Source organism: Mycobacterium persicum, assembly GCF_002086675.1.
GTDB lineage: Bacteria > Actinomycetota > Actinomycetes > Mycobacteriales > Mycobacteriaceae > Mycobacterium > Mycobacterium persicum.
This window is the reverse complement of sequence record NZ_MVIF01000009.1, coordinates 34,684-59,801: the sequence shown is the minus strand read 5'-3', so window position 1 is coordinate 59,801 and position 25,118 is coordinate 34,684. Positions and strand designations below refer to the sequence as shown.

The following is a 25,118-nucleotide window of genomic DNA, read 5'->3' as shown; positions in this document are numbered from 1 at the left end:
GCAATCCCCTCCGGCCACCCGACCGCCGAGCGTGCCGTCAGGGCGGCCGATCGTGGGCGTGCCCCGCCCTACATCCACAGTCAAAGCCGTCACCGCACACTCGACGCCGCGGCCATGCCAGTCGTCCCGGTGAGCACGTGAGTCATCCCCCGAACCCGAGACACCCGCCATCACACGAGGTTTGACCGAGGTCGCGGGGCATCGACGTGCCGGAAACAGACGTCGCCTGAACGCATGCTGTACGTGGTGACCGAGCCGACATGGAAAGCCGTTGGTAGCTGGCCGGATCACATCGGCCCGGCAACCGCCACCACACAACCGCCCGCGAAGCGACGGCCGCTACATGAAGTCGAGGGCCTCGACGTTGGCGATGGGGCCTTCGTGGGTGGGCCGGTCCGCGCCGCCGATGCAGTACACGGTGTTGCCCACGGTCGCGACCACCTCGGCGTGCCGCGGGGTCGGCAGCGCAGGTAGCGTGCTCCACTTTCCGTCCGCGATGTCATACATCTCGACAACTCCGAGCACGCGGGTGGGCTCTTCGCCGCCGACCACCACGATTCGCCCGTCGATGAACGCGGCGCCGTAACTTCCGCGCGGGGTGGGCATGCCCACCAACTTGGTCCACTTACCCGCTTGCGGGTCGAAGCGTTCAAAGGCAGCGGAGTTCTTGTCGGCCGACAGGAATCGCCCGCCGATCGCATACACGTAAGTGCCGTCTGACACCGCAGCCAAATGCTCGCGGGGCGTTGGCAGGTCGGGCGCATCCTTCCACGAACTGCCGTCGAAAACCTCGGTCTGCGCGACGAGCTGCTTGGCGTTTTGCCCGCCGACGACGACGAGCTTGTCACCAACCACCGCCGCTGCCGCCGCCGCCCGAGCGTGGCTGAGGCTCGGCAACTCCACCCAGCTGTTGCCGCGCAAGGCGAACACCTTGTTGGAGGCATCCGCGAGGTTCTCGCTCGCACCGCCGAGCACCACCACCTCGCCCCGGTAGGTCGCCGCCGTCGCGTGGTGCAACCGGATGGGCAGCGGCGGCCCGGGTTGCCAGGATCCGGTGTGCGGGTCGTAGCTCTCGACGGTCGTGAGCCCAACGCCTTCCCGCACGCCACCCATGATCCAGATCTTGTTGTCCAGTACGGCCCACGCCATCATCAGGCGGGCCGTCGGTGCGTCCGGCAACGTCCGCCACTGCGCCGCCGGCTGGATTTTGCGCGCGGGCAGCTTCAGCATTTCGGCCGACGAGGTCGCCTGGTCGTCGCCTGCGGCGGTCGAACCGCCGATCGCATACACCGACTTCTCGACCGTGTCGACCGCCATCCCGTGCCGTGCGGTCTCCATATCGGGCAAGCCGGCCCATGTTCTGGTCATCAGATCAAACACAGCCACGCTCTTGAGGGCCTGTCCGGCCGACATCCCGCCGACCGCCACCAGGCGTCCATCGGTGATCGCGACGCCGAGGTCACTGCGTGGTTGCGCCAGCTCGGGCAGCGGCGTCCAGGTTTTCGCGGCCGGATCGTATGCCTCGACCGTCGCCAGGTCGGACTTCGCGTCGTTTCCGCCCACGGCGTACACCAGCTTTCCGTCCGAGGCCGCGGCCAGCATCTGCCGCGGCGTCGGTATCGGAGCGCCAAGGGTCCAGGAGTTGCCGTCGAAGACCTCGGTCGTGTTCAGCAGTGCGCCGTTGGCGTCCACCCCGCCGGTGACGACGATGCGGTCTCCCACCGCGGCCGCGGCCGCGCCCGCCCGGGGCTGCAACAGATGCGGCAGCTCCACCCAGCGGCTATTGACCACTCGCCAAACTTGGTCGGTAGCAACCTTTTTGGAGCCCTCAGTGCGCCAGCCGCCCAGGACGATGGGGTTGCCCTGCCAGGTCACCGCCATCGCGTGCTGAACCGGAACCGGCAAGTCGTCGCCGCCCTTCCAGCTGTCGATCACGGGGTCGTAGCCCTCGTGCAGACCGGTGACGGTGCCGTCGGCCCGAACCCCGCCGAAGATCCAGATCGTGCCGTCGACTTGGGTGGTCGCCGCCGCATCGCGGGCGACCCGCGCATTGGTGATCGGCTTCCACTGAACCGGCGCCTGGGTGCCCGGTTGACCAGAGACGGTCTGGTGGGCGCCGTTGTCGTGCGATGCCACCAGGAAGACTCCGCCGGCCACCAACAGCACCACGGCGACGGCCGCCGCCGCGGTCAACAGGATGCGGTTGCGCTTCCTGTCCGGCTCGGCGAACCACGACGCCACCCGTCCCCGGGGGGGCTTCCCTACGCCGGGTCTGTCGGGCGCGGCCGGACCCGCAGGGCCCTCTTGCCCCGGACCCTTCGGCGGCTCGATCGGCGGGGTGGCGCCGGTCCATTCCGCGGGCTGCCGGGGCGACTCCGCCCTGCTCGACGAGGCCCGTAGCTGCGCCTGGGTGTCACCGAGGTGCCCGGGCTCAAAGGCGGTGTCTGTTCCCGGTGACCGCCGGTGATCGACGGACTGCGACGGCAGCAACGAGGACGGCCGTTGCCCCGCGGCGCTCGGCGGTTGGAGCGCAGCGGCGCCGCCCGCCCTGGCGGCGGGCTGCGGACCCTTGAGCGGAACGGTCGAAGACGTGCGCAGCGGCACCTGAGCTTCCGGGCTCAGTATCGCGGGCGATACTGGAGGCGTTTCCGGGACATCCGTTGAGGCATCGGTGGTGCGCGCACGCATGTTGGTGATCGCCATCGACGCGGGCTTCAAGCCGTTGCGGCGCTGCGCCGCCTGCAGCTCACGGCCGAGTTCGGCGGCCGACACGGGCCGTTCGGCCGGGTCGATGGACATCGCCTTCTCGATCGCCGAGCACACCGCATCCGGGATTCCGTCCGGACGCAGGTCCGGAACCCCGGTGGAACTGATCCGCAGGTATTGCGCGACGAGGTCTTCGCCCTTCTTGCGTTCGTGTGCGGCGCTGCCCGCGATCAGTGCATAAAGTGTGGCGCCCAGCGAGTAGACGTCGGCGACGACCGTCGCCGGATTACCGGTCATCACCTCGGGCGCGGTGTAGTCGATTGTGCCGGAGAAGAACCCGACCGCCGTTTCGAAGCCGCCCTCGATGTGGGCGATCCCGAAGTCGGTCAGCTGCGGCTCGCCGTAGTCGTTGACCAGGACATTCGCCGGCTTGATGTCGCGGTGCAAGGTGCCGGCCCGGTGCGCGGTTTCCAGCGCCCCGCACAATTTCACGCCGATCTCCAACGCCTCCGGCCAGGGGATCGGCCCCTCCCGGCGCAACCGTACCGCCAGCGAATCCGCCGCGTAGTAGGGCATCACGATGTAGGGCCGGTCGCTTTCGGTGATGCCGACCCGCAGGATGTTGACGATGTTTGGATGCCCCGAGAGCCCGCCCATCGCGTAGCCCTCACGCAGGAAACGTTCCCTGCTGTCGTCGTCGAAATGCGACGGCAGCACTTTGACCGCGACATTTCGTCCCAGCGCCGTCTCGCGACAGCGGTACACCACTCCGGCGCCGCCTCGAGCCACCTGGCGCGCGTCCTCGAATCCGGCGGAGGCCAACTCCGCGGCGATCCCGCTCTGTGCGGGTGCCGAGCCGGCAGCCCCCGGGTCTTCAGCCATGTCTTGGCGCTCTACCTCCATGCCGTGAGAGTCGCGAGTCAAGCGTAGCGAATATGAACTCACGGGCATACTGTTCGACGGCAATCGTTGCCGAATCGCTTTCGCAGTGCCGGTCGACCGACGACACGGCGCCTTGGCGCTCGCTGAAATCAATTGTGGTCCGGGTTACGCGAGAATCGCCCAGTGCTCAGGGGCTTTTCGGGGCGACGCTGAGCGAGCCGCGAGATATGTGGCTACTGTTGTAGCCGTCGACAATTCCAGGGGTACGAGAGAGAAAGCTGTGCAGGTTCGGCGTTTCGGCGAGCTCGAGGCAGTGATCATGGACCGCGTGTGGAACCGCGGCGAGGTCGTCACCGTGCGCGATATTCTTGACGACTTGGCGCATGATCGCCAGATCGCCTACACCACGGTGATGTCCACCATGGACAACTTGCACCGCAAGGGCTGGTTGCAGCGGGAACGGGTGGGCAAGGCTTTCCGCTATTGGCCGACTATGACCCGCGAGGAACATTCGGCGAGATTGATGCGCGATGCCTTCGATACCGGGGGAGATTCGGACTTGGTGCTGGCGTTTTTTCTCAAGCAGATGGACGAGGATGAATCGGCGCGGGTCCGCGACGCGCTGCGTCGGTTCATTGATCGGCAAGAATCGTGAACGCGGCTCTTTTGTTGCTCCTTTATGCGTCGATGTTGACGTGGCTGGGCCCCCTGCTGCTACGACGTGTCACCGGCACGGGTGTGCGGCCTCAGCTTGCCGTGGCCTCCTGGCTGACAGCGGTGGTTGCCGCTATTGCAGCGTGGTTGGCTGCGCTCGTGTTCCTTTGCGCCGCAGTGCTCGACAGCATCTGGCGCCACCGGGAACCAACTTTGTGCTTCAAGGCGTTAGGGGTCACCGGCCAGCTGGGATTGCCGCACGCAATTGCGTCGGCCATGGCCATGGGCCTGTTGTTTGCCAGCCTGCTGGCCACCACCGTCGTCAGCTGGCGCGTCGCACATCAGTGGCTGCGGCAACGATCACGCAGTCTCCTGCACGCATCTGCTGCTCGGGTGATCGGAGGCGGCGGTGACCGGTATGGGCGGCCTGACCTGGTAGTTGTTCCGGCGCCGCATCCCGCTGCCTATTGCGTAACCGCTCGCCCCGACCCTGTCGTGGTGGTCACCACCGCTGCCCTGGACCGCCTCGACGAGCCGCAGCTGGCGGCTGTGCTGGCGCATGAGTACGCTCACTTGGCCGGTCGCCATCATGACCTGCTCATGGTGCTGCGGGCAATTGCTGCGAGCCTGCCGCGATTGACACTGTTTTGCACGGCAGCGGAAATGGTCGCGGACCTATTGGAGATGTGTGCTGATGATGTCGCGGTGCGGCGTCACGGGAAGATGGCATTGCTACGCGGACTGCTGGCGCTGACAGGGGCGCCGCCGGCGATGGCGTCGACGGCGCTCGGCGCGGCGGGCACCGCCACGCTGGCCCGCGCGAGCCGGCTAACCAACCCGATATCGCGCCGCAGGCGTTTGCATGAGCGGGTAATTCTCGCTACGACAATTGCTTTTGCGGTAATCACTCCGTTGGCGGTCGGGCTGGCCTGTCATCTGTGACGAGCGCATTGCGGTTCGGGGCGCGCCATCGAAGCAGGGTATGCCAGCACACTCCCACGGCGACCAGCGCAACCAAGGCGCCGACGAGGGACCATGGGCTCAGCCCGTCGACCAACTGAATCAGCCACTCCTGCACGGCGTTAGCGGCCCCGATCACGGGGTCATCGGCTTCGGCATTGGCAAAATAGAGCCGCAGTTCGTAGTAGCCGTAATACATGACATATAGCCCGGTCAGCAGCACGATTACGCCGACTATTCGGCCTACGAAGGGCAGAACACGCCGAAACGTCGCGGTGGCCGCGGAGCCGGCCAGGGCAACCGTCAGCGCTGCCACCCCCACCGTGATCGTCATTCCGCCTGCGTACGCGACGAAAGCCAGCACGCCCGAAAGCACCGCACCCTGCCTGAACGTGGTGCTGATGACGGCGAGAAACGGTGCGACGGTGCACGAAAGTGACGCAATCGCGTAACCCACGCCGTAGCCGTACATGGAGGTAAGCCGCCTTGTCGGCGTACCACCCGCGCGTTTCGGCAGGATGATGCTGACGTCCTTTCCGGCCAGCAACCAGACAGCCAAAGCCACCAGGAGGATCCCGATGACCACGGTGGCAAACGGCAGGTACCTTTGCGCCGACGCGATCACCGGTGCGACGAGTAGCCCAAAAATGCCGAAGACCGTCAGGAATCCGACGGACATTCCCGCGGTCGCGGCGCCGGCGCGGATCAGGGCTCTCGGACGTGAGACTCCCTGACTACCGGCGATCACCAAGCCCAAATAGCTTGGCAGGAAAGCAAATCCACATGGATTGAGGGCAGCTACCAGTCCGGCGCCCAGGGCAAAGCTCAGTGCTGTGGCATCGATCACCGGCTGACCAGCCTGTCGACCCGCTCGTTCAATTCAGACTGAGTCAGCGAACCTTTGACGACGTCGACGTCGCCGTTGGCGCTCACGAACGCCCACGCCGGTTGCTGCGTTACGCCGAATCTTGCCCAGATCACCCCGTCGGTATCGGCTAGCTGAATGAAGCCGCTCAATTTGTATTTGTCTACGAAGCCCTGCATCGCCAACACCTGGTCCCGCGCGGCCACCCCAACGAACGTCACGCGCGGGTGCGCCCCGGCGACGTCCGCCGCGATCGGTGCTTCATGCTGGCACTTTGGGCACCAGGGCGTCCAGAACCACAACACCGCGGCTCTTCCCGCCAAACTGTCACCCGAAAACGTGTGCCCATCAATAGTTTTGGCGGTGAACTGCAGTTGGGCAGGTACGCGTGCGCTCTGGCCGGTGGGCCTGCTGGATGACGAAGTCAGCGTATTGGCCGGGTCAGATCGTGCTCCGGAAGAGCCGCAGGCTGTGACGATCATCGCGGCAGCAGCAGTGATGGCAAGCGAGGCGGTTAGGCGCCGTTGCATGGTGATCCCTTTCCGTCGATTGGCGAGACTTCGCGGCCGGTGGTCACCAAAATACTACCTACGTACGTAGGTAGTAGTTAGAGCCGGGTTGCTGGTGCGGCTAGGTGCGCCGTGGATGCCACAAGCGCCTGGGGGATTGGTTCGGGTGACCTGGACACCACTGCGATTCCGGCACCGCCGCGCGGACCTGATCAACGTGCGCGCCGCAACCGGCCCACGTCACTTTCCCGCAGGTGCGGCACCTGACGGCGTGACACATTCAGCGAGCCTCCTCGAGAACGGGCGGCCCCTGGTAAGGCCGTTGCAGCACGGCGAATTCGGGCGTGGTCGCGGCGGTGATGACGGCCTCGAGCAGGCGGACGCCGTCGTCGCTGCCGGGTATCCCGGTCAGCACCGGCCCGAAAAACCCGCGCCCGTCGACCGCGATGATCGGGCTGCCGGCCGAGCCGCCCAGAGTGTCCTGGCTGGCTTGGTGCGCGCGCCTGGCGGCCTCGTCGAGTGCACTGTCGTCTAGCGATTCGGCAAGTGATTCGTCAAGTCCGCATTCGGTCAGGGATTTGCGGACCTCATCGGTGGACATTTCTTTCCCACGCACATGGATACGGGCGCCGACCGAGTCGTAAAGCCGTGCGAATGCGTCCGGCCCGTGCTGGCTGGCGACCGCGGCGAACAGCCGACCGAGCCGTCGTGATCGATCCATCATCTGCTGTTGTTTCGGGTTGAGGTCGTTGCCCTCGTTGAGTACGGCCAGGTTCATCTGCCGCAGCGTGACCGGTGTGTCCGTCTTGTGCGCGGCATCGAGCAGCCATCGCGAAGCGGCCCAGGCGAAGGGGCATACCGGATCGATGTAGAGCTCGACGTCAGCCACTGGCTCCTCCTTCTGCAACTTTCCCGATCTCGGGCGAACTAACGCCATAATACCCCCTTGGGTATACGGCTGTCGAAGTCGTGCGCCAGCCAGCAAAATGGGGCTATGGCGCTGGATCTCAACGCGTACTTCGAACGCATCGGCTATCGCGGTCCCACCGAACCTACCCTGGCGGTGTTGCGGGAGCTGGTGAGCGCCCACACCCGGGCGATTCCGTTCGAGAACCTCGATCCGCTGATGGGGGTGCCGGTTGACGACCTGAGCCCCGAATCGCTGATGGACAAGCTCGTCCACCGGCGCCGCGGCGGTTACTGCTACGAGCACAACGGGCTGATCGGCAACGTGCTGGCCGAACTCGGGTTTCGGCCGCGGCGGCTGGCCGGGCGGGTGGTGTGGATGGCGCCGCCGGATGCGCCGCTGCCGGCACAGACGCACACCGTGCTCGCGGTGAGTTTTCCCGGTTCGGACGGTTCGTATCTGGTGGACGCCGGTTTCGGGGGGCAGACGCCGACGTCGCCGCTGCGGCTGCGGACCCGATGCGTCCAGCAAACGACGCATGAACCGTACCGGCTCGATGACCGTGGCGACGGGCTAGTGCTGCAGGCGCTGGTTCGCGACGAGTGGCAGCCGCTCTATGAATTCAGCACGATCAGCCGGCCGCCGATCGACCTGAAGGTGGGCAGTTGGTTTGTCTCGACACACCCGTCGTCGCACTTTGTCACCGGCTTGATGGCTGCCACCGTGACCGAGGACGCGCGGTGGAACTTGACGGGCCGGATCCTGGCGGTCCATCGCGGCGGCCGGACCGAGAAGACCGTGCTCGAGGACGCGGCCGCGGTTGTCGACGCGCTGAGCGGGCGCTTCGGCATCAACGTGGCAGATGTCGGCGAACGCGGTGCCCTCGAAGCCCGCATCGACCAAGTCTGTTTCGGCGACAACTGAAGGGCGAGCCCGTCGCGGGCGAACAATCAGCTCCCCGGCAGCCAGGACTGTATTCGGCGCAGGGCTTCTTCGATGTCGCTGGTCGGCCCGGCGAACGACATCCGGACAAACGAGTTGCCCCGCGCGGTGTCGAAGTCGACCCCTGGTGCGATCGCTACGCCGGTGTCGGCCAGCAACCTCGAGCAGAAGCCCAACGAGTCGGTGGTGAAGTCCGAAACGTCGGCGTAGACGTAGAACGCGCCGTCGGTGGGAGCCAGTCGGTCAACTCCGATGCGACGCAGGCCGTCGAGCAGCATCGAGCGGTTGAGCGCATAGTGCCGCAGATTGCCGTCGGCTTCCGCGGTCGCCTCGGGGGTGAACGCCGATACCGCGGCGATCTGCGACAGCACCGGCGGGCAGATGGTGAAGTTGCCGGTGAGGCAGTCAACCGCCCGGCGCAGCTCCGTCGGCACCAGCAGCCAACCCAGTCGCCAGCCGGTCATTGCGTAGTACTTGGAAAAGCTGTTGACCACCACCGCGTTCCGTGAGGTCTGCCAAGCGCAGCTGGTCTGCGGTGCCCCTTCGTACACCAGGCCGTGATAGACCTCATCGCTGATCAGCCGGACCCCGGATTCGTCGCACCACGACGCGATCGCCGACAACTCGGCGGGCGGGATGACGGTGCCGGTGGGATTGGCCGGGCTGGCCACGACCAGCCCCTGCACCGGCGGGTCGAGTTCGGCGAGCATCTGCACGGTGGGCTGAAACCGGGTCGCCGGCCCGCACGGTATCTCCACCACCTCACATCCCAACGCTGACAGGATGTTCCGATAACAGGGATAGCCGGGACTGGCCATCGCGACCCGGTCGCCGACATCGAAGCATGCCAGGAAGGTGAGCAGGAAGCCGCCCGAGGAACCGGTGGTGACCACCACCGCGTCGGGGCCGACCGTGATGCCGTGCTGGCGCTCGTAGTCCGCCGCGATCGCGGCACGCAGCTCCGGAATACCCAGTGCCACCGTGTAACCCAGCTGGTTGAGATGCAGGGCGGCGGCCGCCGCGGCGCGTACCGGTTCCGGGGCGCCGGCGCTGGGCTGACCCGCCGAGAGATTGACCAGATCGCCGTGGGTGCGCTGGCGCTCGGCGGCCGCCAGCCAGACGTCCATCACGTGAAACGGTGGAATGCCCGCGCGCCGGGCAACACGATCGGTCATGGTGCGGGAAGCACCTCGGACTCCAGCTGGCGCAGCACGTCTCGTGGTGAATCCAGCAGGTGCGTACTGCCGTGCGCCCGCTTGAAATACAGGTGCATGTCATGTTCCCAGGTGAGCGCGATGCCACCGTGCAACTGGATGCCCTCGGCGGCCACGGCGCTGAGCGCTTCGCAGGCAGCCAGTCGTGCGGTGGCCGCATTGGCGGGTGTGGGTTCATTGCAGGCGTCGGCGACGACGGACCGCGCCGCGGCGACCGTCACGTACAGATCGGCCATCCGATGCTTGAGTGCCTGGAAGCTGCCGATCGGGCGGCCGAATTGCACTCGGCTCTTGGTGTATTCGACGGTCAGCTCCAGGCAGCGTTCCGCGGCACCGATCTGCTCGGCGGCCAGCAGAATTGCCGCTATGCCGGCCAGTCCCGGGTCGGCGCCGATCGGCCGGGTTTCCTGCGGCTGCATGCGGGCCAGCCGACGGGTGGGATCCATGGTGGCGACGGGCTGCGCGGTGAAGCCAGTCCAGCTGCTCAGTTGGCCATCGTTCGCGGCGACGACGACGTCGGCGACGTCACCGTTGACGACGTAGTCGGGGTCGAGGACCAGCGCGCCGATCGAGGTACCCTCGGCAAGCCGGGTCAGCGTCTCGGCGTCCGGCTCGGGCGCGGCCAGCAGCGCCAGTTCCGCCAGCGTGGTGCCCAGCAGCGGGGACGGCACCAGCGCCCGGCCCAGCTCTTGCAAAACCGTTGCGGCGTCGGCTAACTCGCCGCCGGCTCCGCCGAGTTCCTCCGGGACGACCAAAGCGGCGGCGCCGACTTGTTCGCACAGTAGCCGCCACAGCGCCTCGTCGTAGCCGCGGTCTGACTCCATCGCCGCTCGCACCGCGGCTGGACTTGCGTGCTTGGCCACCAGGGCGGCGACGGTCTCGCGCAGCATCTGCCGTTCGTCAGTCATAACGCCTCCAGCACTCGCCGTCGATGCTCCTCCGGTGTACCCCAGGCCGAACGCAGCGCCTGCACCTTCAGCAGCCACAGCGACAGGTCGTGTTCCTGGGTGAATCCGATGGCGCCGTGAGTCTGTAACGCCGAGCGAGCCGCCAGCAGACCCGCCTCGGATGCCGCTGCTTTCGCCGCACTGACGTCCCGCGGCGCCAACGACAGCGCCGCGCCGTAAACCAGCGGACGGGCCAGCTCGACCGCGATGTGGACGTCGGCGAGTTTGTGCTTGATCGCCTGATACGAGCCGATGACCCGGCCGAACTGCGTCCGCTGCTTGGCATAGTCGACGGCCGCGCTCAGCAGTGCTTCGGCGGCGCCCACCAGTTGTGCCGCCGTGGCCAATACGCCGAACTCGTAGGCGCGGTTGGTGTCTGCGTGCCAGGTTTCGCCGGTCGCCGCCACGTCGTAGAGGCGACGGCTGGGGTCGACGGACGCATGGCGCCGGCGCGGGGTGCCTTCGGCGACACCGGCCTCACCGGCCAGTAACACCAGCCCCGCGGTGTCGGCGTCGACGGCCCGCGGCACCTGCGGCGGTAGTGCGACGGTGGCGATCAGCTCACCCGATGCCAGGCCGGCGCAGCGCTCGGCCTGATCGTCAGTGGCAAGCAAAACCGGTGCCACGGCGATGGATTCGGCGACCGGGCCGGGAACACACCAGCGGCCAAGCCGTTCCAGCGCGACCACCAGGTCCACCGGATCGGCCCCCAGACCGTCGAACTTCTCCGGAATGTTGAGTGCGGTGACGCCAAGGTTGGCCAATTGCTGCCACACCTTGCGGCCGGGCGCCGCATCGCCGGCCGACCAGGCGCGAACCGCGCCGGGCAGATCGGCAGCACCCAGCGCCGCGTCGATGCTGGCGGCGAAATCACGTTGTTGTTGATCAAGGGCAAAGTCCACGGTCACTTCTTCTCTCGCGGCAGGCCCAGCAGCCGTTCCGAAATGATGTTGCGCTGGATTTCGTTGGTGCCCGCATAGATTGGTCCGCCCAGGGCGAACAACAGCCCGTCGGTCCACGGGCCGGCCAGCTCTGCGTCCGCTGCCAGGATGTCCAGCGCGGTCTGATGCAATTCCACGTCGAGCTCCGACCAGAACACCTTGGTTACCGACGATTCGGCGCCCAGCTCGCCGCCGCCGGCGAGCCGGGTGACCGTGCCGAAGGTCTGCAGCCGGTAGGCCTGCGCCTTGATCCACCCGTCGGCGACGCGGTCGGCGAATTCCGGTGGGGAGCCGTTGGCTTTCCACAGTTGCACCAGCCGCTCCGCCACCGCCAGGAAGCGAGCGGGGCTACGCAGCGACATGCCGCGTTCGTTGCTCGACGTGCTCATGGCCGCACGCCAGCCGTCGTTCGGGGTGCCGATGACATCCTCGTCGGGAACGAAGACGTCGTCGAGGAAGATCTCGCCGAAGCCGGTGTCGCCGCCCAATTGCACGATGGGCCGCACCGTGACGCCGGGTGCCTTCAGGTCGAACATGAAGTAGGTGAGGCCGCGGTGCCGCTCGGCCGACGGATCGGACCGGAACAACCCAAAGCCCATGTCGGCGAACGGCGCCCGTGAGCTCCAGATCTTCTGCCCGTTGAGCAGCCAGCCGCCCTCGGTCTTGGTGGCGGTGGACCGCAGTGAAGCTAGGTCGCTGCCGGATTCGGGCTCCGACCAGGCCTGGGCCCAGATCTGCTCGCCGCTGGCCATTTTCGGCAGAATCCGATCCAGCTGCTGCTGGGTTCCGTGGGCGAACAGGGTGGGCGCCAGCATCGAGGTGCCATTGGCGCTGGCCCTACCCGGCGCGCCAGCGCGGAAGTATTCCTCCTCGAACACCACCCAGTGCAGCAGCGGGGCGTCGCGGCCGCCGTACTGCTCCGGCCAGGTGATCACCGACAGTCCGGCATCGAACAGTACCCGATCCCAAATCCGATGCTGGGCAAAGCCTTCGGCGTTGTCGTAGGACGTCGTCGGGATCGAGTCCTTGTTGGCCGCCAGAAACTCGCGCACCTCGGCCTGGAAAGCCAGGGTTTCCTCATCGAATGCCAGGTCCATTCAGGCCAACTCTCGCAGTTGTGATTTGACCACCTTGCCGCCGGCGTTGCGGGGCAAGGCATCGACGAACCGCACCGACCGCGGCGCCTTGAAGTTCGCCAAATGCTCACGGGTGTACGAGATTACCGTCGCCTCGTTGAGCGTCGCGCCGGACCTGGGCACCACGAAGGCTCGGCCGACTTCTCCCAGCCGCTGGTCGGGAACACCGATCACGGCGGCGTCGGCCACGCCGGGCAGCCGGGCCAGCACCTGTTCGACCTCGGCGGGGTAGACGTTGAATCCGCCGCAGATGTACATGTCCTTGAGCCGGTCGGTGATGCGCAGGTTGCCGGCCTCGTCGACGGCACCGATGTCGCCGGTGTGCAACCAGCCGTCGGAGTCGATGGCCGCGGCCGTCGCCGTCGGGTCATCGAGATAGCCCAGCATGACGTTGGGTCCGCGTAACAGGACTTCTCCGGTGTCTGCGATACGCAGGTCGAAGCCGGCGAACGGGCGCCCGCAGGTGGTGGCGACGGTCACCGCGTCGTCGTCGGGGCGGCACATCGTCCCCATGCCGTTGGCCTCGGTCAGACCGTAGGCGGTCAGCACGATGTCGATATCGAGTTCGGACTGCATGCGTTCCACCAGCACCACCGGCACGGTGGCCGCGCCGGTCACCGCGAACCGCAGCGAGCTCAGGTCGTAGTCGCGGCGCGCCGGATGGTCCAGCAGGGTCTGGTAGATGGTGGGCGGCCCGGGCAACACCGTGATCCGGTGCTGCTCGATCGCCTGCAGGGTGTGCAGCGGATCGAACGTCAGATGTGGGATCAGCGTCGCCCCGGTCTGCAGGCAGGCCAGGATGCCGGCCTTGTAGCCGAAGTTGTGGAAGAACGGGTTGATGCACAGATAGCGGTCGTCGCCGGTGATCTTGCCGTTGGCCGCCCACGACGCCGAGGCCGCGAGCGACTGCCGGTGCGCGCACAGAACGCCCTTGCTGCGGCCGGTGGTTCCCGAGGTGAACAGGATGTCGCTGACGTCGTCGGGCGTGACGGCGGCCGCGCGCAGTTCGACGGCGTGGGTGTCGGTGCCGTGGGCGATGAACTCGTCCCAGGTGCCGTGGACCGGATCGTCGGCCTCGATCGGAATTCGCACGATGTGCCGAAGCGCGGGCAGGGCTTGCGAGTTCAGGCCGGCGGCCCGGTCGGCGCCGAGGAACCGGCCCATCGCGAACAGCAGCGGCGCCCGCGTGCGGCCCAGGATGTCGGCGGCCTCTTCGGCGGTGTAGCGGGTGTTCAGCGGCACCATGGCCGCGCCGGCGTGCTGGATCGCCAGGCAGGCCACCACCCAATGCCAGGTGTTCGGCGACCAGATGGCCACTCGATCGCCGGGCTCGACGCCCAGTGCGATCAGCGCCGCCGCGGCCCGGTGCACCTCGGCACGCAGGGCGGTGGCCGTGAAGCTCCGGTCGTCGGTGATCAAGACGTCGTGTTCGGGGAACATGGCCGCGAGACGATCCAGAGCCGCGGGCACGGTACGCGGATCGTCGGTCATCGAATGCTCCTCTAAGCGGCACGCGGCGCCCTTCACCGGCGGCCTAACAAAGCAAGTGCTTGGTAGGTTAGCCTACAGGTCATGCAGGACGTCGAGGAGTTCCGGGCCGAGGTCCGCCAGTGGCTCGCGGACAATCTGGTCGGCGAATTCGCAGCTCTGAAGGGGCTCGGCGGGCCGGGACGCGAGCACGAGGCGTTCGAAGAACGCCGGGCATGGAATCAGCATCTTGCGGCCGCCGGGCTCACCTGCTTGGGCTGGCCGGTCGAACACGGTGGACGGGGACTGCCGACCGCGCACCGGGTGGCGTTCTACGAGGAGTACGCCCGCGCCGACGCTCCGGTGAAGGTCAACCACTTCGGCGAGGAGCTGCTGGGCCCGACCCTGATTGCGTTCGGGACGCCCGAACAGCAGCAGCGCTTCCTGCCGCCCATTCTCGACGTCACCGAGCTGTGGTGCCAAGGCTATTCGGAGCCGGGCGCGGGCAGTGACCTGGCCAACGTGTCGACCACTGCGGAGCGCGACGGCGACCAGTGGGTGATCAACGGCCAGAAGGTGTGGACGTCACTGGCGCACCTGTCGCAGTGGTGCTTCGTGGTGGCGCGCACCGAGAAGGGCTCCAAACGGCATGCCGGGCTGTCATATTTGCTGGTGCCGCTGGATCAGCCCGGGGTGCAGATCCGGCCGATCGTCCAGATCACCGGAACGTCGGAATTCAACGAGGTGTTCTTCGACGACGCGCGTACCGATGCCGGCATGGTGGTGGGCCGGCCGGGTGACGGATGGCGGGTGGCGATGGCGACGCTGACCTTTGAGCGCGGCGTGTCCACGCTGGGCCAGCAAATCGTCTATGCCCGTGAGCTTTCGCGGTTGGTCGACCTCGCGCGGCGTACCGGCGCTGCCGACGACCCGTTCATCCGGGAGCGGCTGACCCGGGCGTGGACCGGGCTGCGGGCGATGCGCAGCTATGCACTGGCCACCATGGAAGGGCCGGCCGCTGAGCAACCCGGCCAGGACAACGTGTCAAAGTTGTTGTGGGCCAACTGGCATCGTTCTCTCGGGGAGCTGGCGATGGACGTGATCGGCAAGCCGGGTCTCGCGTTGACCGGCGGTGAATTCGACGAATGGCAGCGGCTGTATCTGTTCACCCGGGCCGACACCATCTACGGCGGTTCCAACGAGATTCAGCGCAACATCATTGCCGAGCGGGTGCTCGGCCTGCCGCGGGAGGTCAAGGGATGAATTTGTCCGTCGCGCCGAAAGAAATTCCCGGACATGGACTTTTGGACGGCAAAGTGGTGGTGGTGACCGCGGCCGCGGGTACCGGCATCGGCTCGGCCACCGCGCGTCGCGCGCTGGCCGAGGGGGCCGACGTGGTGATCTCCGACCACCATGAGCGACGGTTGGGGGAGACCGCCGCCGAACTGGCCGCGCTGGGGCTCGGCCGAGTCGAAAGTGTGCTGTGCGACGTGGCGTCCAGTGTGCAGGTGGACGCCCTCATCGACTCGACCACCGCACGCATGGGCCGGCTCGACGTGCTGGTCAACAACGCCGGCCTCGGTGGCCAGACGCCGGTCGCGGACATGACCGACGACGAGTGGGACCGCGTCCTGGACGTCTCCCTGACGTCGGTGTTCCGGGCTACCCGGGCCGCGTTGCGGTACTTCCGCGACGCCCCGCACGGCGGAGTGATCGTCAACAACGCCAGCGTTCTCGGCTGGCGAGCCCAGCACTCGCAGGCACACTATGCCGCCGCCAAAGCGGGAGTTATGGCGCTCACCCGTTGCAGTGCAATAGAAGCCGCCGAGTACGGGGTTCGGATCAACGCCGTCTCGCCCAGCATCGCCCGGCACAAGTTCCTGGACAAGACCACCTCGGCCGAGCTGTTGGACCGGCTGTCCGCCCGAGAGGCGTTCGGCCGTGCCGCCGAACCCTGGGAAGTCGCGGCCACCATCGCGTTTCTGGCCAGTGATTACTCGAGTTACCTTACGGGCGAGGTTATTTCGGTATCGAACCAGCACCCGTAGGCGGTTGGTGATCGGGAGTGGTATTGCCTTGGCCTGTCTCACTCGAATTCATAGTGACCACGAATGCGGCTGGTCAACGATGTCTTCTTGCGCAGCCTTGAATGCCTGGCTCTGTTTTCGGCACACCTTGGCTCTATTTCGGCACGCCGATACCGCAGCTCACCGTATCGGTGGCCATGCCGCCGTATCGAGTGTGCAGTGACGGGTTTGACTGTGCATGTAGGACGGGGGAACGCCCACGATCGGCCGCCCTGACGGCACACTCGGCGCCGCCAGCGCACACTTGGCGCCATCAGCGCACCGACCCAACCGCACCAGCACGCGATTTCTCTCTCACCCCACCGGGACACAGCCTGATAGCCCGGCATCGCCGAGACGCCGGCTGTCCGTGTCACCTCGTACTTGCCAGACGGACAAGGCATCTCGAATCACCATGACCCTGATCGCCGATAGCCGATTCGGGATGCCTGGCCGAACTTTCCGGCTACGTCAGTTGTTTCAACAGTTGTTCGATGCTGAACAAGCCCGACAGAGCGGTGCCGGTGTTGAAGAAGCCGCTGTTGAAGCCGCTCACTGCGGGGCCCGTACTCGGGACACCCATGTTGCCGATGCCGGAGATAGCACCGTTGAATACTGATCCTCCGCTGGCCTGGTTGAAGAAGCCCGAGATGGCGCCGGCGGCAGTGCCGGTCGCAGTGTTGGAGAATCCCGAGACACCATCGCCGGTGTTGTTGAAACCGGAGTTGACCAGGCCGGTGTCGGTGGTCGACCCGATGCTGGTGTTCACATCGCCCGAATTCCAGAAACCTGTGTTGGTCTCGCCCGAGTTGCCGGAGCCGGTGTTTCCGTCGCCCGAATTCCACGACCCCGTGTTGAGGGTCCCGCCGTTCCCGAAGCCGGTGTTCAATTCACCCGAGTTGAAGAGGCCGGTGTTCACCAGACCGCTGTTGCCGAGGCCGAAGTTGCCGATGTCGGAGTTGAAGAGGCCGACGTTGCCGACGCCTGCGTTTCCGATGCCGAAGTTGCCTAGGCTGGTCGACGGCGTCGGGCTCGCGTTGAAGATACCCACGTTGCCGTGGCCGGAGTTGAAGAAGCCGATGTTGTTGGTACCGGAGTTGCCGAACCCGATGTTGCCGCTGCCGGAGTTCAGCAGCCCGGGCAGGTTGATGCCTACCTGGTTGTTGCCGGTGAGCCCGATCCCGATGTTGTTGTTGCCGGTGTTTCCGAAGCCGAAGTTGCGGATCCCGGAGTTGCCAGCGCCGAGGTTTCCGACGCCGGTATTGCCGCCGCCGATGTTCTCGTTGCCGATGTTTCCGAAGCCGACGTTTCCGTTTCCGAAGTTGCCCATGCCCAGGTTCGCGCCGGGGTTGGAGCTGGTGCCCGAGTCCCCGGTGTTGCCGAAGCCGATGTTTTGGTTGCCGAAGTTCCCGCTGCCGAAGTTGTTGTTGCCCTGGTTTCCGTCGCCGATGTTTCCGCTGCTCGTGATGGCGGAGCTGCCGTTGCCGCTGCCGACGATACACCTTCAGTAGATAACGCTACACACCTTATCATTAAAAAAAAAACAGTTGCCGATGTTGCCGTTGCCCCCCTTGTTGCCGATGCCGATGCTGGGCAAGAGCGCCAACAACTGCTCGAAGGGGTTCAACCCGGCGGCGGCCGCCGCCGCACCGGCGTGATAGCCCGTCATCGCCGAGACGTCGGCGGCCCACATCTCCTCGTACTGGGCCTCGGCGGCGGCGATCGCCGGCGCGAAGAGCCCCAGGAAATTCGACCGCACCAGCTGCACGAAGGCGTTGCGGTTAGCTGCCACCAGTAACGGATGCACCGTCGCCGCCCGCGCCGCTTCGAATGCGCCGGCCACCGCCTGGGCCTGCGCCGCGGCGCCGGCAGCCTGTGCCGACGCCGCGCTCAGCCACCCCGCGTACGGCGCGGCCGTGGCCGCCATGGCCGCCGACGCCGGGCCCTGCCAAGCCTGGCCGACCAGACGCGAGGTCACCGACGCAAATGAATTCGCAGCTGTCCCAAGTTCATCGGCCAGCCCGCCCCACGCTGTCGCCGCCTGCACCATCGGCGCTGAACCGGCACCGTTGAACATCAGCAACGAATTGATCTCCGGCGGCAGCATCGGAAAACTGACCATGTCGACCTCCAACACTTTCCGCTCGGCCGCCCCGACGCGACTGATACCTGGTGGGCAATTTACGGATGCTACGCCAATTGCGCGGTGGAGAAGGGGTTTCAGGCAAAGCCGGCCGGCCTTGGATCGTTGATCGGTCAGATCGATGCCCGCGGCGCTGTGGGCCGATGACGGCGCTGCGGGCACTCTGGTCGCCATCGCCAGTTGGATGGAGTTAAGTCGTTGCGGCCCAGGCTAATCCGCGGCGACCCCCCGCCTACCGGCGCGGCTACGGTGGGACCGAGGACGCCCGGGATGCTGGTGTTTCCGATGCACGAGGTCACGCCGCTCTGCCCGGTGCCGCCGCTGGCCGTGTTGAAGAAGCCGGACATACGCCCCGGAGTGCCGCCACCGGAGGCTAGGCTGGAAGTTTGACCGTTAGGTATTGGGGCTCCGCTGGCCGAGTCGAGAAACCCGAGAAAAGTGTTCATTAGCTGATATACCAGCCCCCACGTCATCGACGAGAACGACGTTGCCGTCGCCACCGACTCCGATGAGATCCCCTGCCAGGCGGCCGCAGCCTGCAGCATCGGCGCCGAACCCGCACCGCTGCACATTCGCCAGGAATTGATCTCCGGCGGCGGCACCGCAATCTTGACGATATTGACCTCCTACCCAGGTCCGCGGCTGCCGCCCGAAGCGATCGTTGCCCGATCGTGCGGCTCCCAACGGTGTTCGCGTCCTAGGCGCGGGGGACTCTCGATCGTTTCCTGATCGAGTACTCCGATGGCAGAGATGTTACGACGATGGCTGGGCCGACATCCGTTTTCCGTACGAATCGTTCATGCTGGAATTCTGTGGAGGCGGCGCTACCGATGGCCTCGGGGCAAACCTTAGTTGGTGTCGACGAAGTCCGTCGTGGTTGGCCGAGCAAGCGCTTGGTTGATAGTGTGGTCGGATGGACCGAGTGGCCGGTCAGGCTATCAGCCGGCGAGATGAGTTGCTGGAGCTCGCCGCGGCCATGTTCGCCGAGCGCGGCCTGCGCGCCACCACCGTGCGCGACATCGCCGACGGTGCCGGCATCCTCTCCGGCAGCCTGTATCACCATTTCTCCTCCAAAGAGGAGATGGTCGACGAGCTGCTGCGTGGGTTCCTCGACTGGCTGTTTGATCGCTACCGCGAAATCGTGGACACCCAGCCCAATCCGCTGGAACGGCTCAAGGGGCTGTTCATGGCCTCGTTCGAGGCGATCGAGCATAGACACGCCCAAGTCGTTATCTACCAGGACGAAGCCCAGCGACTGTCGTCGCAGCCGCGGTTCTCCTATCTCGAGGACCGCAACAAGCAGCAACGCAAGATGTGGGTGGAGGTGCTCAAGCAAGGCATCGCGGAGGGCTATTTTCGGCCCGACCTCGATGTCGATTTGGTCTACCGCTTTATCCGGGACACCACCTGGGTATCGGTGCGCTGGTATCAGCCCGGCGGACCGCTCACCGCCGAGCAGGTGGGCCAGAAATACCTCGCCATCGTTCTTGGCGGGATCACGAGAGAAGGAGTGTGACATGCCCGAGGCGTACGTCGTTGAGGCCGTGCGGACAGCGGTCGGCAAGCGCAACGGAGCACTCGCCGGCGTGCATCCGCTCGACCTGGGGGCCGGCGTATTCCGAGGCCTGTTCGAGCGCGTCGACGTCGACCCGGCTGCGGTCGAGGATGTGATCGTCGGTTGTGTGGACGCCGTCGGCGGACAGGCCGGCAACATCGGCCGGCTGGCCTGGCTGGCCGCGGGGTACCCGGAAGAGGTTCCCGGCGTCACCGTCGACCGGCAATGCGGCTCCAGTCAACAGGCGATTGCCTTTGGTGCACAAGCGATTATGGCGCAGACAGCCGACATCATCGTGGCCGGGGGAATCCAGAACATGAGCCAGATCCCGATCTCTTCGGCCATGGAGGTCGGCAAGCAGTTCGGTTTCAGCTCGCCGACTGCCGAGTCGAAGGGGTGGCAGCACCGCTACGGCGACGAGGAGATCTCGCAGTTCCGCGGCGCCGAAATGATCGCCGAGCGGTGGAATTTGTCCCGTGAGGAGATGGAGCGGTTCGCGCTCAGCAGCCACGAGCGTGCGTTATCCGCAATCAGATCAGGACATTTCGACAACGAGATCGTGGCGGTGGGCGACTTCCGCCTCGACGAGGGGCCTCGTGAGACATCACTGGAAAAAATGGCGGGACTGCCGACCCTCGTCGACGGCGGCCGGCTTACCGCGGCGCTGGCCAGCCAGATCTCCGACGGCGCCAGCGCGGTGCTGCTGGCCTCCGAGCGAGCCGTCAAGGACCACAACTTGACCCCGCGGGCGCGCATTCACCACGTCAGTGCACGCGGCGCCGATCCGGTGTTCATGCTGACCGGCCCGATACCGGCCACCCGTTATGCGCTGGAGAAGACCGGGCTTTCCATTGACGACATCGACGTCGTGGAAATCAACGAGGCATTCGCGCCGGTAGTTTTGGCCTGGCTCAAGGAGATCAAGGCCGACCCGGAGAAGGTCAATCCCAACGGCGGTGCGATCGCGCTGGGTCATCCATTGGGAGCCACCGGCGCAAAGCTGTTCACCACCATGCTCAACGAGCTCGAGCGCGTCGGTGGTCGCTATGGATTGCAGACCATGTGCGAGGGCGGCGGCACGGCCAACGTGACGATCATCGAACGCCTCTGACCTTCGGGGCGCCGAGTGTGAACCACGCGACGCTTCGTCGGCGTGTCGCGTCGCGGGATGCACAGTCGGCGCTCGGCGTCGTGGGGCTGTCGGTGGGTGCTGTCACTATTCGGCCATGAGCGACGTCCCGTGGCCCTTTCTCGGTTCGGAGGCGTTGGCCACCAGGGCCATTCCGGAGCGGACCATGCGGCTGGTCTACGAGTCCCTCTACCCGGGCGTCTACGTCCCGTCCGGCGCCGAGCTGATCGCCAGCCAGCGCGCATGCGCGGCATGGTTGTGGTCGCGGCGGCGCGGCGTGGTCGCCGGTAATTCGGCGGCGGACTTACTCGGCGCGAGGTAGGTGGACCCGCGGGCGCCGGCCGAGTTGGCGCATGACAATCGACGGCCGCCGGCTGGTATCACCGTGCATACCGAGACGGTGCTTCCCACCGAGATCTGACGGTCGACGGAATCCCGCTCACCAGCCCCGCCCGTACGACCTTCGACGTCGGCGGCGCGCGGCAACCCGGTTGTGGGCGGTGCAACGGCTCGACGCGCTGGAGCAGCACCACGCCGACGACCATCAGCAGCCGGGTAGGCGTGACGGTGCCCAACGGCAGGGCCACCCACTGCGCCCAGCGGGCGGCAACGCCACCCGCGTGAGATCCCAACCCGGACAGGGTGGTTAGCACCGCAAGCCCGACCACCATGACGGCCAGCGCACGACGCTGGTGCTTACCGGTGCGCTCGCTGCGCAGGCACGACACCTCCCAGGCCACCGCCGCCAGCGCCGCCAACCCCAGGGGCACGATGTCGCGGGCGTGCCACAGCCCGCACAGCGCCGCACAGGCCACCACCACCGCCGGTCCGGTGACCAGCGGCAACCACACCGCCCTCGATAACCGCCGCCACCCATCGGCGATGCCAACAGCGATCAGCAGTACCGCGACGGCGCTCACGTGATACTCCGAAGATATTGGGCGGCAAGGACAATCAAGTCCAAACCGTCACGGCTTGCGCGCTGGGACACCGCCGACGCGCTGATACCCTCGGCTACGGCGAGTTCCTTCTTGGTCAGCCCGTCCATCAAGCCCCTCACAATCCGCAATGACCTTTCATCGAGCGATCCAAGCAGATGGTCCCGACAAATCAGCGCCGCGTTGACCGCCGCGACATCAGAGCGGGCATCATCCGGCGCCCGAAATGTGGTCCGCACCAGCGCAAAGCCGGGCCGCTGCTGGATGTCGGCGGTATGACGGATGGCGTCTCGCGCCGCCCACCACGCCGGGCCGTCCTGGATCCCGGCGTCCGCGTCGAGGATGGTGACCGCGCCCCACCCTATCCCGAAACGGACGTCGACCTCGGGGGCCAGCAGCAACCGCACTCGCATTGCGGCGTCGATGGCGGCGCCGACAGTAGGGTAGCTGCCCTGGAACTCGTCGCCGACGGTGAACGCCGGTGCGTCGATCGCGCCGTCGGCGGCCTGCCGCAAAGCCGTTGCGGTTCGGGTATGCAGCGCCGAACGGTCAGCGGCGCGGCGGGACCCGACCACGTCGCCGATCATCGTGGCCCGAAGTGAAGCCCAATTCTTCAGAGCATCCATGTGAACATAATAGCTTAACTTCTGTCTGATTAAGCTATCAGCTAAAGAGCCTCGGGAGCGCCTAGCGGTCGTAGTCGACGGATACGAACGGGGTGATGGGGTGCGACTGGCAGGTCAAGATGTAACCGGCGTCCAGCTCGGCCTGGCCGAGAGCGAAGTTGTGGTCCATCTCGACATTGCCGTCGATCAGCTTGGCCCGGCAGGTTCCGCATGCACCTCCCATGCAGGCGTACGGCGCGTCGTCGCGTACCTGCAGCGCCCCTTCCAAAATCGAGTCACCAGGCACCAGGTCGAACGTCGCCGTCTGTCCGGACAGCGTGAACGTGACGGTCGCTGCCTCATAGGAACGTTGGGGTGCCTCGGACGTGTCATAGCCGTAGAACAGCTCGAGGTGAATGTGCTCCGGGTCCACGCAATGTTCAATCAGCGACTCACGCACCGCGACGGTCATTTCCATTGGGCCGCAAATGAACCACTCATCGACGCTGTCCGGCTGCAGGCTGCCGGTCAGCCACTTGTTGAGCTTTTCGGTGTCGATGCGGCCCCGCAGTTCCGGAGTGTGCAACGGCTCGTTGGACAGCACATGCAGCACCTCCAGCCGGTCGGCGTAGCGCGACTCCAGGCGGTCAAGCTCGGCGCGGAACATGGTGGATTCCTTGGTGCGGTTGCCGTAGATCAGCGTGAACCGGCTTTCGGTCTCGATCTCCAGCGTGGTCGCCAGGATCGACAGCACCGGGGTGATCCCGCTGCCCGCCACCAGGCCCACGTAGTGATTGCGGTTCAGCGGGTGCAGCGGGGTGCCGAACCGGCCGGTCGGAGTCATCAGCTCGAGCACGTCGCCGGCCTTGAGTTCGTTGGCAACGAACGTCGAAAAAGCGCCTCCGGGAATGTGTTTCACGGCAATCCGCAACTGGGCACGGGTGGCCGGAGCGCAGATCGAGTAGTTGCGCCGAATTCCTTGGCCGCCCAGATCGGTACGCACGGTCACATGCTGGCCCGGCTCGAAGCGAAACGCGTCCTGCAGCGCTTCGGGTACCGCGAACGTCACCAATGTGCTGTCGGCGGTGATGGGGTCGACCGAGGCGACCGGGATGCGGTGCAACACCGCGTGAGGGGAGCTGGACCGGGCCGGCATCCGCACCGGCAACAGCTTGGCGAGCCGGCCATTGAGCTGCTTCCATTCCCGGAACTGGTCCGGATTCAGTTGCTGGCCAAAGACTGTCGAGATCGCCGCATTGCGCTCCAGGTAGGCTTCTTCGTTGCGCTTCCACGTCCGCAGGTACCGGTAGAACGGCACCGACGGGTGCAGATGGTGCACCAGGTGGTAGTTCTGCGACAGCAGCACCGGGGTGAACAGCCACTCCGCGCCGACGCGGTTGCGGGTCGCCCGGTACCGGTTGCTGCGCTGGGTGTCCTCCAGCCCGTGGTGGGGCAGCCAGTCGAACCACCATGCCAGCACGGTGAGTCCGATGCGCTGCGGGATCAGGAACACCACCGCAAGAGTCCAGAAATTTCCGGTGGCGATGGCGACGGCAAGACCGGCGACGCTCAGGGTGAACATCACCAGCGTCTCGGCGACTTCGGCGACGGGTCGGCTGCGGGCCCGGGGCAGGTAGTACTTGAGGTAGAAGTATTCGACCATCGGCCAGCGCAGCGGCAGCAGCCATGGCGAGCCGTGCGACGCGAACGTGTCCGGGTCCTGTTCGTCGTCGTTGGAGTGCCGGTGGTGCTGGATGTGGATGTACCCGAACGACGGGAAGGCGACCACCGGCCCGACAAAAAGCCACGCCAGTCGTCCGAACAACCCGTTGACCCAGCGGGTCGAGCTGATCGAGTAGTGCGACGCGTCATGCACGACGGTGAACATCACGAAGGTCACCGCGGCGTTGACCGGAATTGTCGCCCAGAACGGCACCCAGCCGTTGATGTACCCGACGGTCGACAGCACGAATGCCGTCAATGCGCCCAGGAAGATCCCGACGGTCGGCACCGCGAGTCTGGGTACCGACTCCCCGGGATCGGGCAGGGCATGATGTGCGGATGAGTCGGGTGCCGCTTGGTCTACGGTGCCGATGGTCGACATAGCTGAAGTAGCGTAGTCGACACGCGTCAACTACTCCACCAGCGTTGACGCTGCACGCAGATCAGCCGCAACTCACGGCGCGTTGAGCACCAGCGCCAGTGATGCGACGTTGAGCGTCAAGAAGCCGATGGCGAGGGCGAACTGGGGGCTGTAATCGCGGGCGAGTAGGTGTGTGTAGATGGCGCATACGAAGAACAGGACGAGCCCGACGGCCGCGGCGACACCGACCGGCCGTAGTCCGGCCACGCCAACCGCCAAGCCGATCGCGCCTGCGGTCTTCAGCGTGCCGATGGGGAAGGTGAGCCACGACTCGGGGACGCCCGCCCTGGCCATGCCGGGAAGTATCGGCTTGAAGTGAAGCAGAGCGGCTACCCCGGAGAAACCGTTGGCCGCAACAGCGCCCAGTGTGACAGCGACGTAAGTGGGTGTCATGGTAGGAATTCCGTTC

22 protein-coding genes and 1 pseudogene are annotated in these 25,118 nt (G+C 66.2%); 8 read left to right on the top strand and 15 right to left on the bottom strand.

The genetic code is table 11. The annotated features are described in order from the left end of the window. Positions 1-339: 339 nt before the first annotated feature. Positions 340-3,588: a serine/threonine-protein kinase gene (locus BST40_RS05160; protein ID WP_083153685.1), complete on the bottom strand. Its 3,249-nt coding sequence runs from the start codon at positions 3,586-3,588 to the stop codon at positions 340-342. 280 nt (positions 3,589-3,868) lie between these two features. On the opposite strand from BST40_RS05160, the gene BST40_RS05155 reads away from it, so the two are divergent. Together BST40_RS05155 and BST40_RS05150 are read left to right on the top strand one after the other, a co-directional pair. Further along, entirely contained in the window at positions 3,869-4,243 is a 375-nt protein-coding gene (locus tag BST40_RS05155; protein ID WP_075547607.1) for a BlaI/MecI/CopY family transcriptional regulator, read from the top strand. Further along, on the top strand, positions 4,240-5,184 hold the full coding sequence (locus BST40_RS05150; RefSeq protein ID WP_083153655.1) for a M56 family metallopeptidase: 945 nt from the start codon (positions 4,240-4,242) through the stop codon (positions 5,182-5,184). The genes BST40_RS05155 and BST40_RS05150 overlap by 4 nt, the downstream gene beginning before the upstream one ends. Here the strand turns inward: BST40_RS05150 and BST40_RS05145 are convergent. The 3 genes from BST40_RS05145 to BST40_RS05135 form a co-directional block, all read right to left on the bottom strand. Continuing rightward, positions 5,147-6,049, bottom strand: a complete 903-nt coding sequence (locus BST40_RS05145) for a cytochrome c biogenesis CcdA family protein (protein ID WP_075547608.1) — start codon at positions 6,047-6,049, stop codon at positions 5,147-5,149. The two genes, BST40_RS05150 and BST40_RS05145, sit on opposite strands and share 38 nt — an antisense overlap. Further along, positions 6,046-6,597: a protein disulfide oxidoreductase gene (locus BST40_RS05140; protein ID WP_075547609.1), complete on the bottom strand. Its 552-nt coding sequence runs from the start codon at positions 6,595-6,597 to the stop codon at positions 6,046-6,048. The genes BST40_RS05145 and BST40_RS05140 overlap by 4 nt, the downstream gene beginning before the upstream one ends. A gap of 259 nt (positions 6,598-6,856) precedes the next feature. Then, the gene (locus BST40_RS05135) at positions 6,857-7,465 is read right to left on the bottom strand and encodes a mycothiol-dependent nitroreductase Rv2466c family protein (protein WP_083044198.1); all 609 of its coding nucleotides are present in this window, start codon (positions 7,463-7,465) and stop codon (positions 6,857-6,859) included. Between the two features lie 105 nt (positions 7,466-7,570). On the opposite strand from BST40_RS05135, the gene BST40_RS05130 reads away from it, so the two are divergent. Beyond that, positions 7,571-8,407 carry an arylamine N-acetyltransferase family protein gene (locus BST40_RS05130; protein WP_075547611.1) on the top strand — a complete coding sequence of 279 codons (837 nt, stop codon included), beginning with the start codon at positions 7,571-7,573 and terminating at the stop codon, positions 8,405-8,407. A gap of 26 nt (positions 8,408-8,433) precedes the next feature. Here the strand turns inward: BST40_RS05130 and BST40_RS05125 are convergent, their stop codons facing one another. The 5 genes from BST40_RS05125 to fadD3 are packed head-to-tail and all read right to left on the bottom strand — an operon-like array spanning position 8,434 to position 14,154. After that, positions 8,434-9,600: a pyridoxal phosphate-dependent aminotransferase gene (locus BST40_RS05125; RefSeq protein WP_083153653.1), complete on the bottom strand. Its 1,167-nt coding sequence runs from the start codon at positions 9,598-9,600 to the stop codon at positions 8,434-8,436. Then, a complete protein-coding gene (ipdE2, locus tag BST40_RS05120; RefSeq protein WP_083153651.1) occupies positions 9,597-10,547 on the bottom strand; it encodes an acyl-CoA dehydrogenase IpdE2 in 951 nt (316 codons plus the stop codon). Before ipdE2 ends, BST40_RS05125 begins: the two co-directional genes overlap by 4 nt. Next, positions 10,544-11,494 (bottom strand): acyl-CoA dehydrogenase family protein, encoded by a 951-nt coding sequence (locus BST40_RS05115; protein WP_089025013.1) that lies wholly within the window; start codon positions 11,492-11,494, stop codon positions 10,544-10,546. The genes ipdE2 and BST40_RS05115 overlap by 4 nt, the downstream gene beginning before the upstream one ends. After that, positions 11,491-12,624, bottom strand: coding sequence for an acyl-CoA dehydrogenase family protein (locus tag BST40_RS05110; protein ID WP_075547614.1), 1,134 nt, complete (start codon positions 12,622-12,624; stop codon positions 11,491-11,493). The genes BST40_RS05115 and BST40_RS05110 overlap by 4 nt, the downstream gene beginning before the upstream one ends. Further along, a complete protein-coding gene (gene fadD3, locus BST40_RS05105; RefSeq protein ID WP_083153649.1) occupies positions 12,625-14,154 on the bottom strand; it encodes a 3-((3aS,4S,7aS)-7a-methyl-1,5-dioxo-octahydro-1H-inden-4-yl)propanoate--CoA ligase FadD3 in 1,530 nt (509 codons plus the stop codon). Positions 14,155-14,235: 81 nt separating this feature from the next. Here fadD3 and ipdE1 point away from each other — a divergent pair, with 81 nt between their 5' ends. Both ipdE1 and ipdF read left to right on the top strand, forming a co-directional pair. Then, on the top strand, positions 14,236-15,393 hold the full coding sequence (gene ipdE1, locus BST40_RS05100) for an acyl-CoA dehydrogenase IpdE1 (RefSeq protein ID WP_083153647.1): 1,158 nt from the start codon (positions 14,236-14,238) through the stop codon (positions 15,391-15,393). Next, positions 15,390-16,178: a (5R,7aS)-5-hydroxy-7a-methyl-1-oxo-2,3,5,6,7,7a-hexahydro-1H-indene-carboxyl-CoA reductase gene (gene ipdF / locus BST40_RS05095; RefSeq protein WP_083153645.1), complete on the top strand. Its 789-nt coding sequence runs from the start codon at positions 15,390-15,392 to the stop codon at positions 16,176-16,178. The genes ipdE1 and ipdF overlap by 4 nt, the downstream gene beginning before the upstream one ends. Before the next feature lie 484 nt (positions 16,179-16,662). On the opposite strand, the pseudogene BST40_RS31480 reads toward ipdF, so the two are convergent. Beyond that, a pseudogene (locus BST40_RS31480) lies at positions 16,663-18,318 on the bottom strand (PPE family protein). A 134-nt stretch (positions 18,319-18,452) separates the two neighbouring features. Then, positions 18,453-18,941, bottom strand: a complete 489-nt coding sequence (locus tag BST40_RS33125) for a PPE domain-containing protein (protein WP_425270691.1) — start codon at positions 18,939-18,941, stop codon at positions 18,453-18,455. A 311-nt stretch (positions 18,942-19,252) separates the two neighbouring features. Here BST40_RS33125 and kstR2 point away from each other — a divergent pair, with 311 nt between their 5' ends. From kstR2 to BST40_RS05070, 3 genes are all read left to right on the top strand, one after another. Next, positions 19,253-19,855 carry a TetR family transcriptional regulator KstR2 gene (gene kstR2 / locus BST40_RS05080; protein ID WP_075547619.1) on the top strand — a complete coding sequence of 201 codons (603 nt, stop codon included), beginning with the start codon at positions 19,253-19,255 and terminating at the stop codon, positions 19,853-19,855. A 1-nt stretch (position 19,856) separates the two neighbouring features. Next, complete coding sequence (gene fadA6, locus BST40_RS05075) at positions 19,857-21,005, top strand: steroid 3-ketoacyl-CoA thiolase FadA6 (RefSeq protein WP_083044202.1); 1,149 nt, start codon at positions 19,857-19,859, stop codon at positions 21,003-21,005. Between the two features lie 115 nt (positions 21,006-21,120). Then, entirely contained in the window at positions 21,121-21,345 is a 225-nt protein-coding gene (locus BST40_RS05070) for a hypothetical protein (RefSeq protein ID WP_083153641.1), read from the top strand. Between the two features lie 58 nt (positions 21,346-21,403). On the opposite strand, the gene BST40_RS05065 is transcribed toward BST40_RS05070, so the two are convergent. The 4 genes from BST40_RS05065 to BST40_RS05050 all read right to left on the bottom strand — a co-directional run bounded on the left by BST40_RS05065 (position 21,404) and on the right by BST40_RS05050 (position 25,102). Then, positions 21,404-21,943, bottom strand: coding sequence for a hypothetical protein (locus BST40_RS05065; protein WP_083153639.1), 540 nt, complete (start codon positions 21,941-21,943; stop codon positions 21,404-21,406). Further along, positions 21,940-22,587 carry a SatD family protein gene (locus BST40_RS05060; RefSeq protein WP_083044204.1) on the bottom strand — a complete coding sequence of 216 codons (648 nt, stop codon included), beginning with the start codon at positions 22,585-22,587 and terminating at the stop codon, positions 21,940-21,942. The genes BST40_RS05065 and BST40_RS05060 overlap by 4 nt, the downstream gene beginning before the upstream one ends. 61 nt (positions 22,588-22,648) lie before the next feature. Next, on the bottom strand, positions 22,649-24,670 hold the full coding sequence (locus BST40_RS05055; RefSeq protein WP_083153637.1) for a fatty acid desaturase: 2,022 nt from the start codon (positions 24,668-24,670) through the stop codon (positions 22,649-22,651). A gap of 72 nt (positions 24,671-24,742) precedes the next feature. Next, the gene (locus tag BST40_RS05050; RefSeq protein ID WP_075547624.1) at positions 24,743-25,102 is read right to left on the bottom strand and encodes a DoxX family protein; all 360 of its coding nucleotides are present in this window, start codon (positions 25,100-25,102) and stop codon (positions 24,743-24,745) included. Between the last annotated feature and the right edge of the window lie 16 nt (positions 25,103-25,118).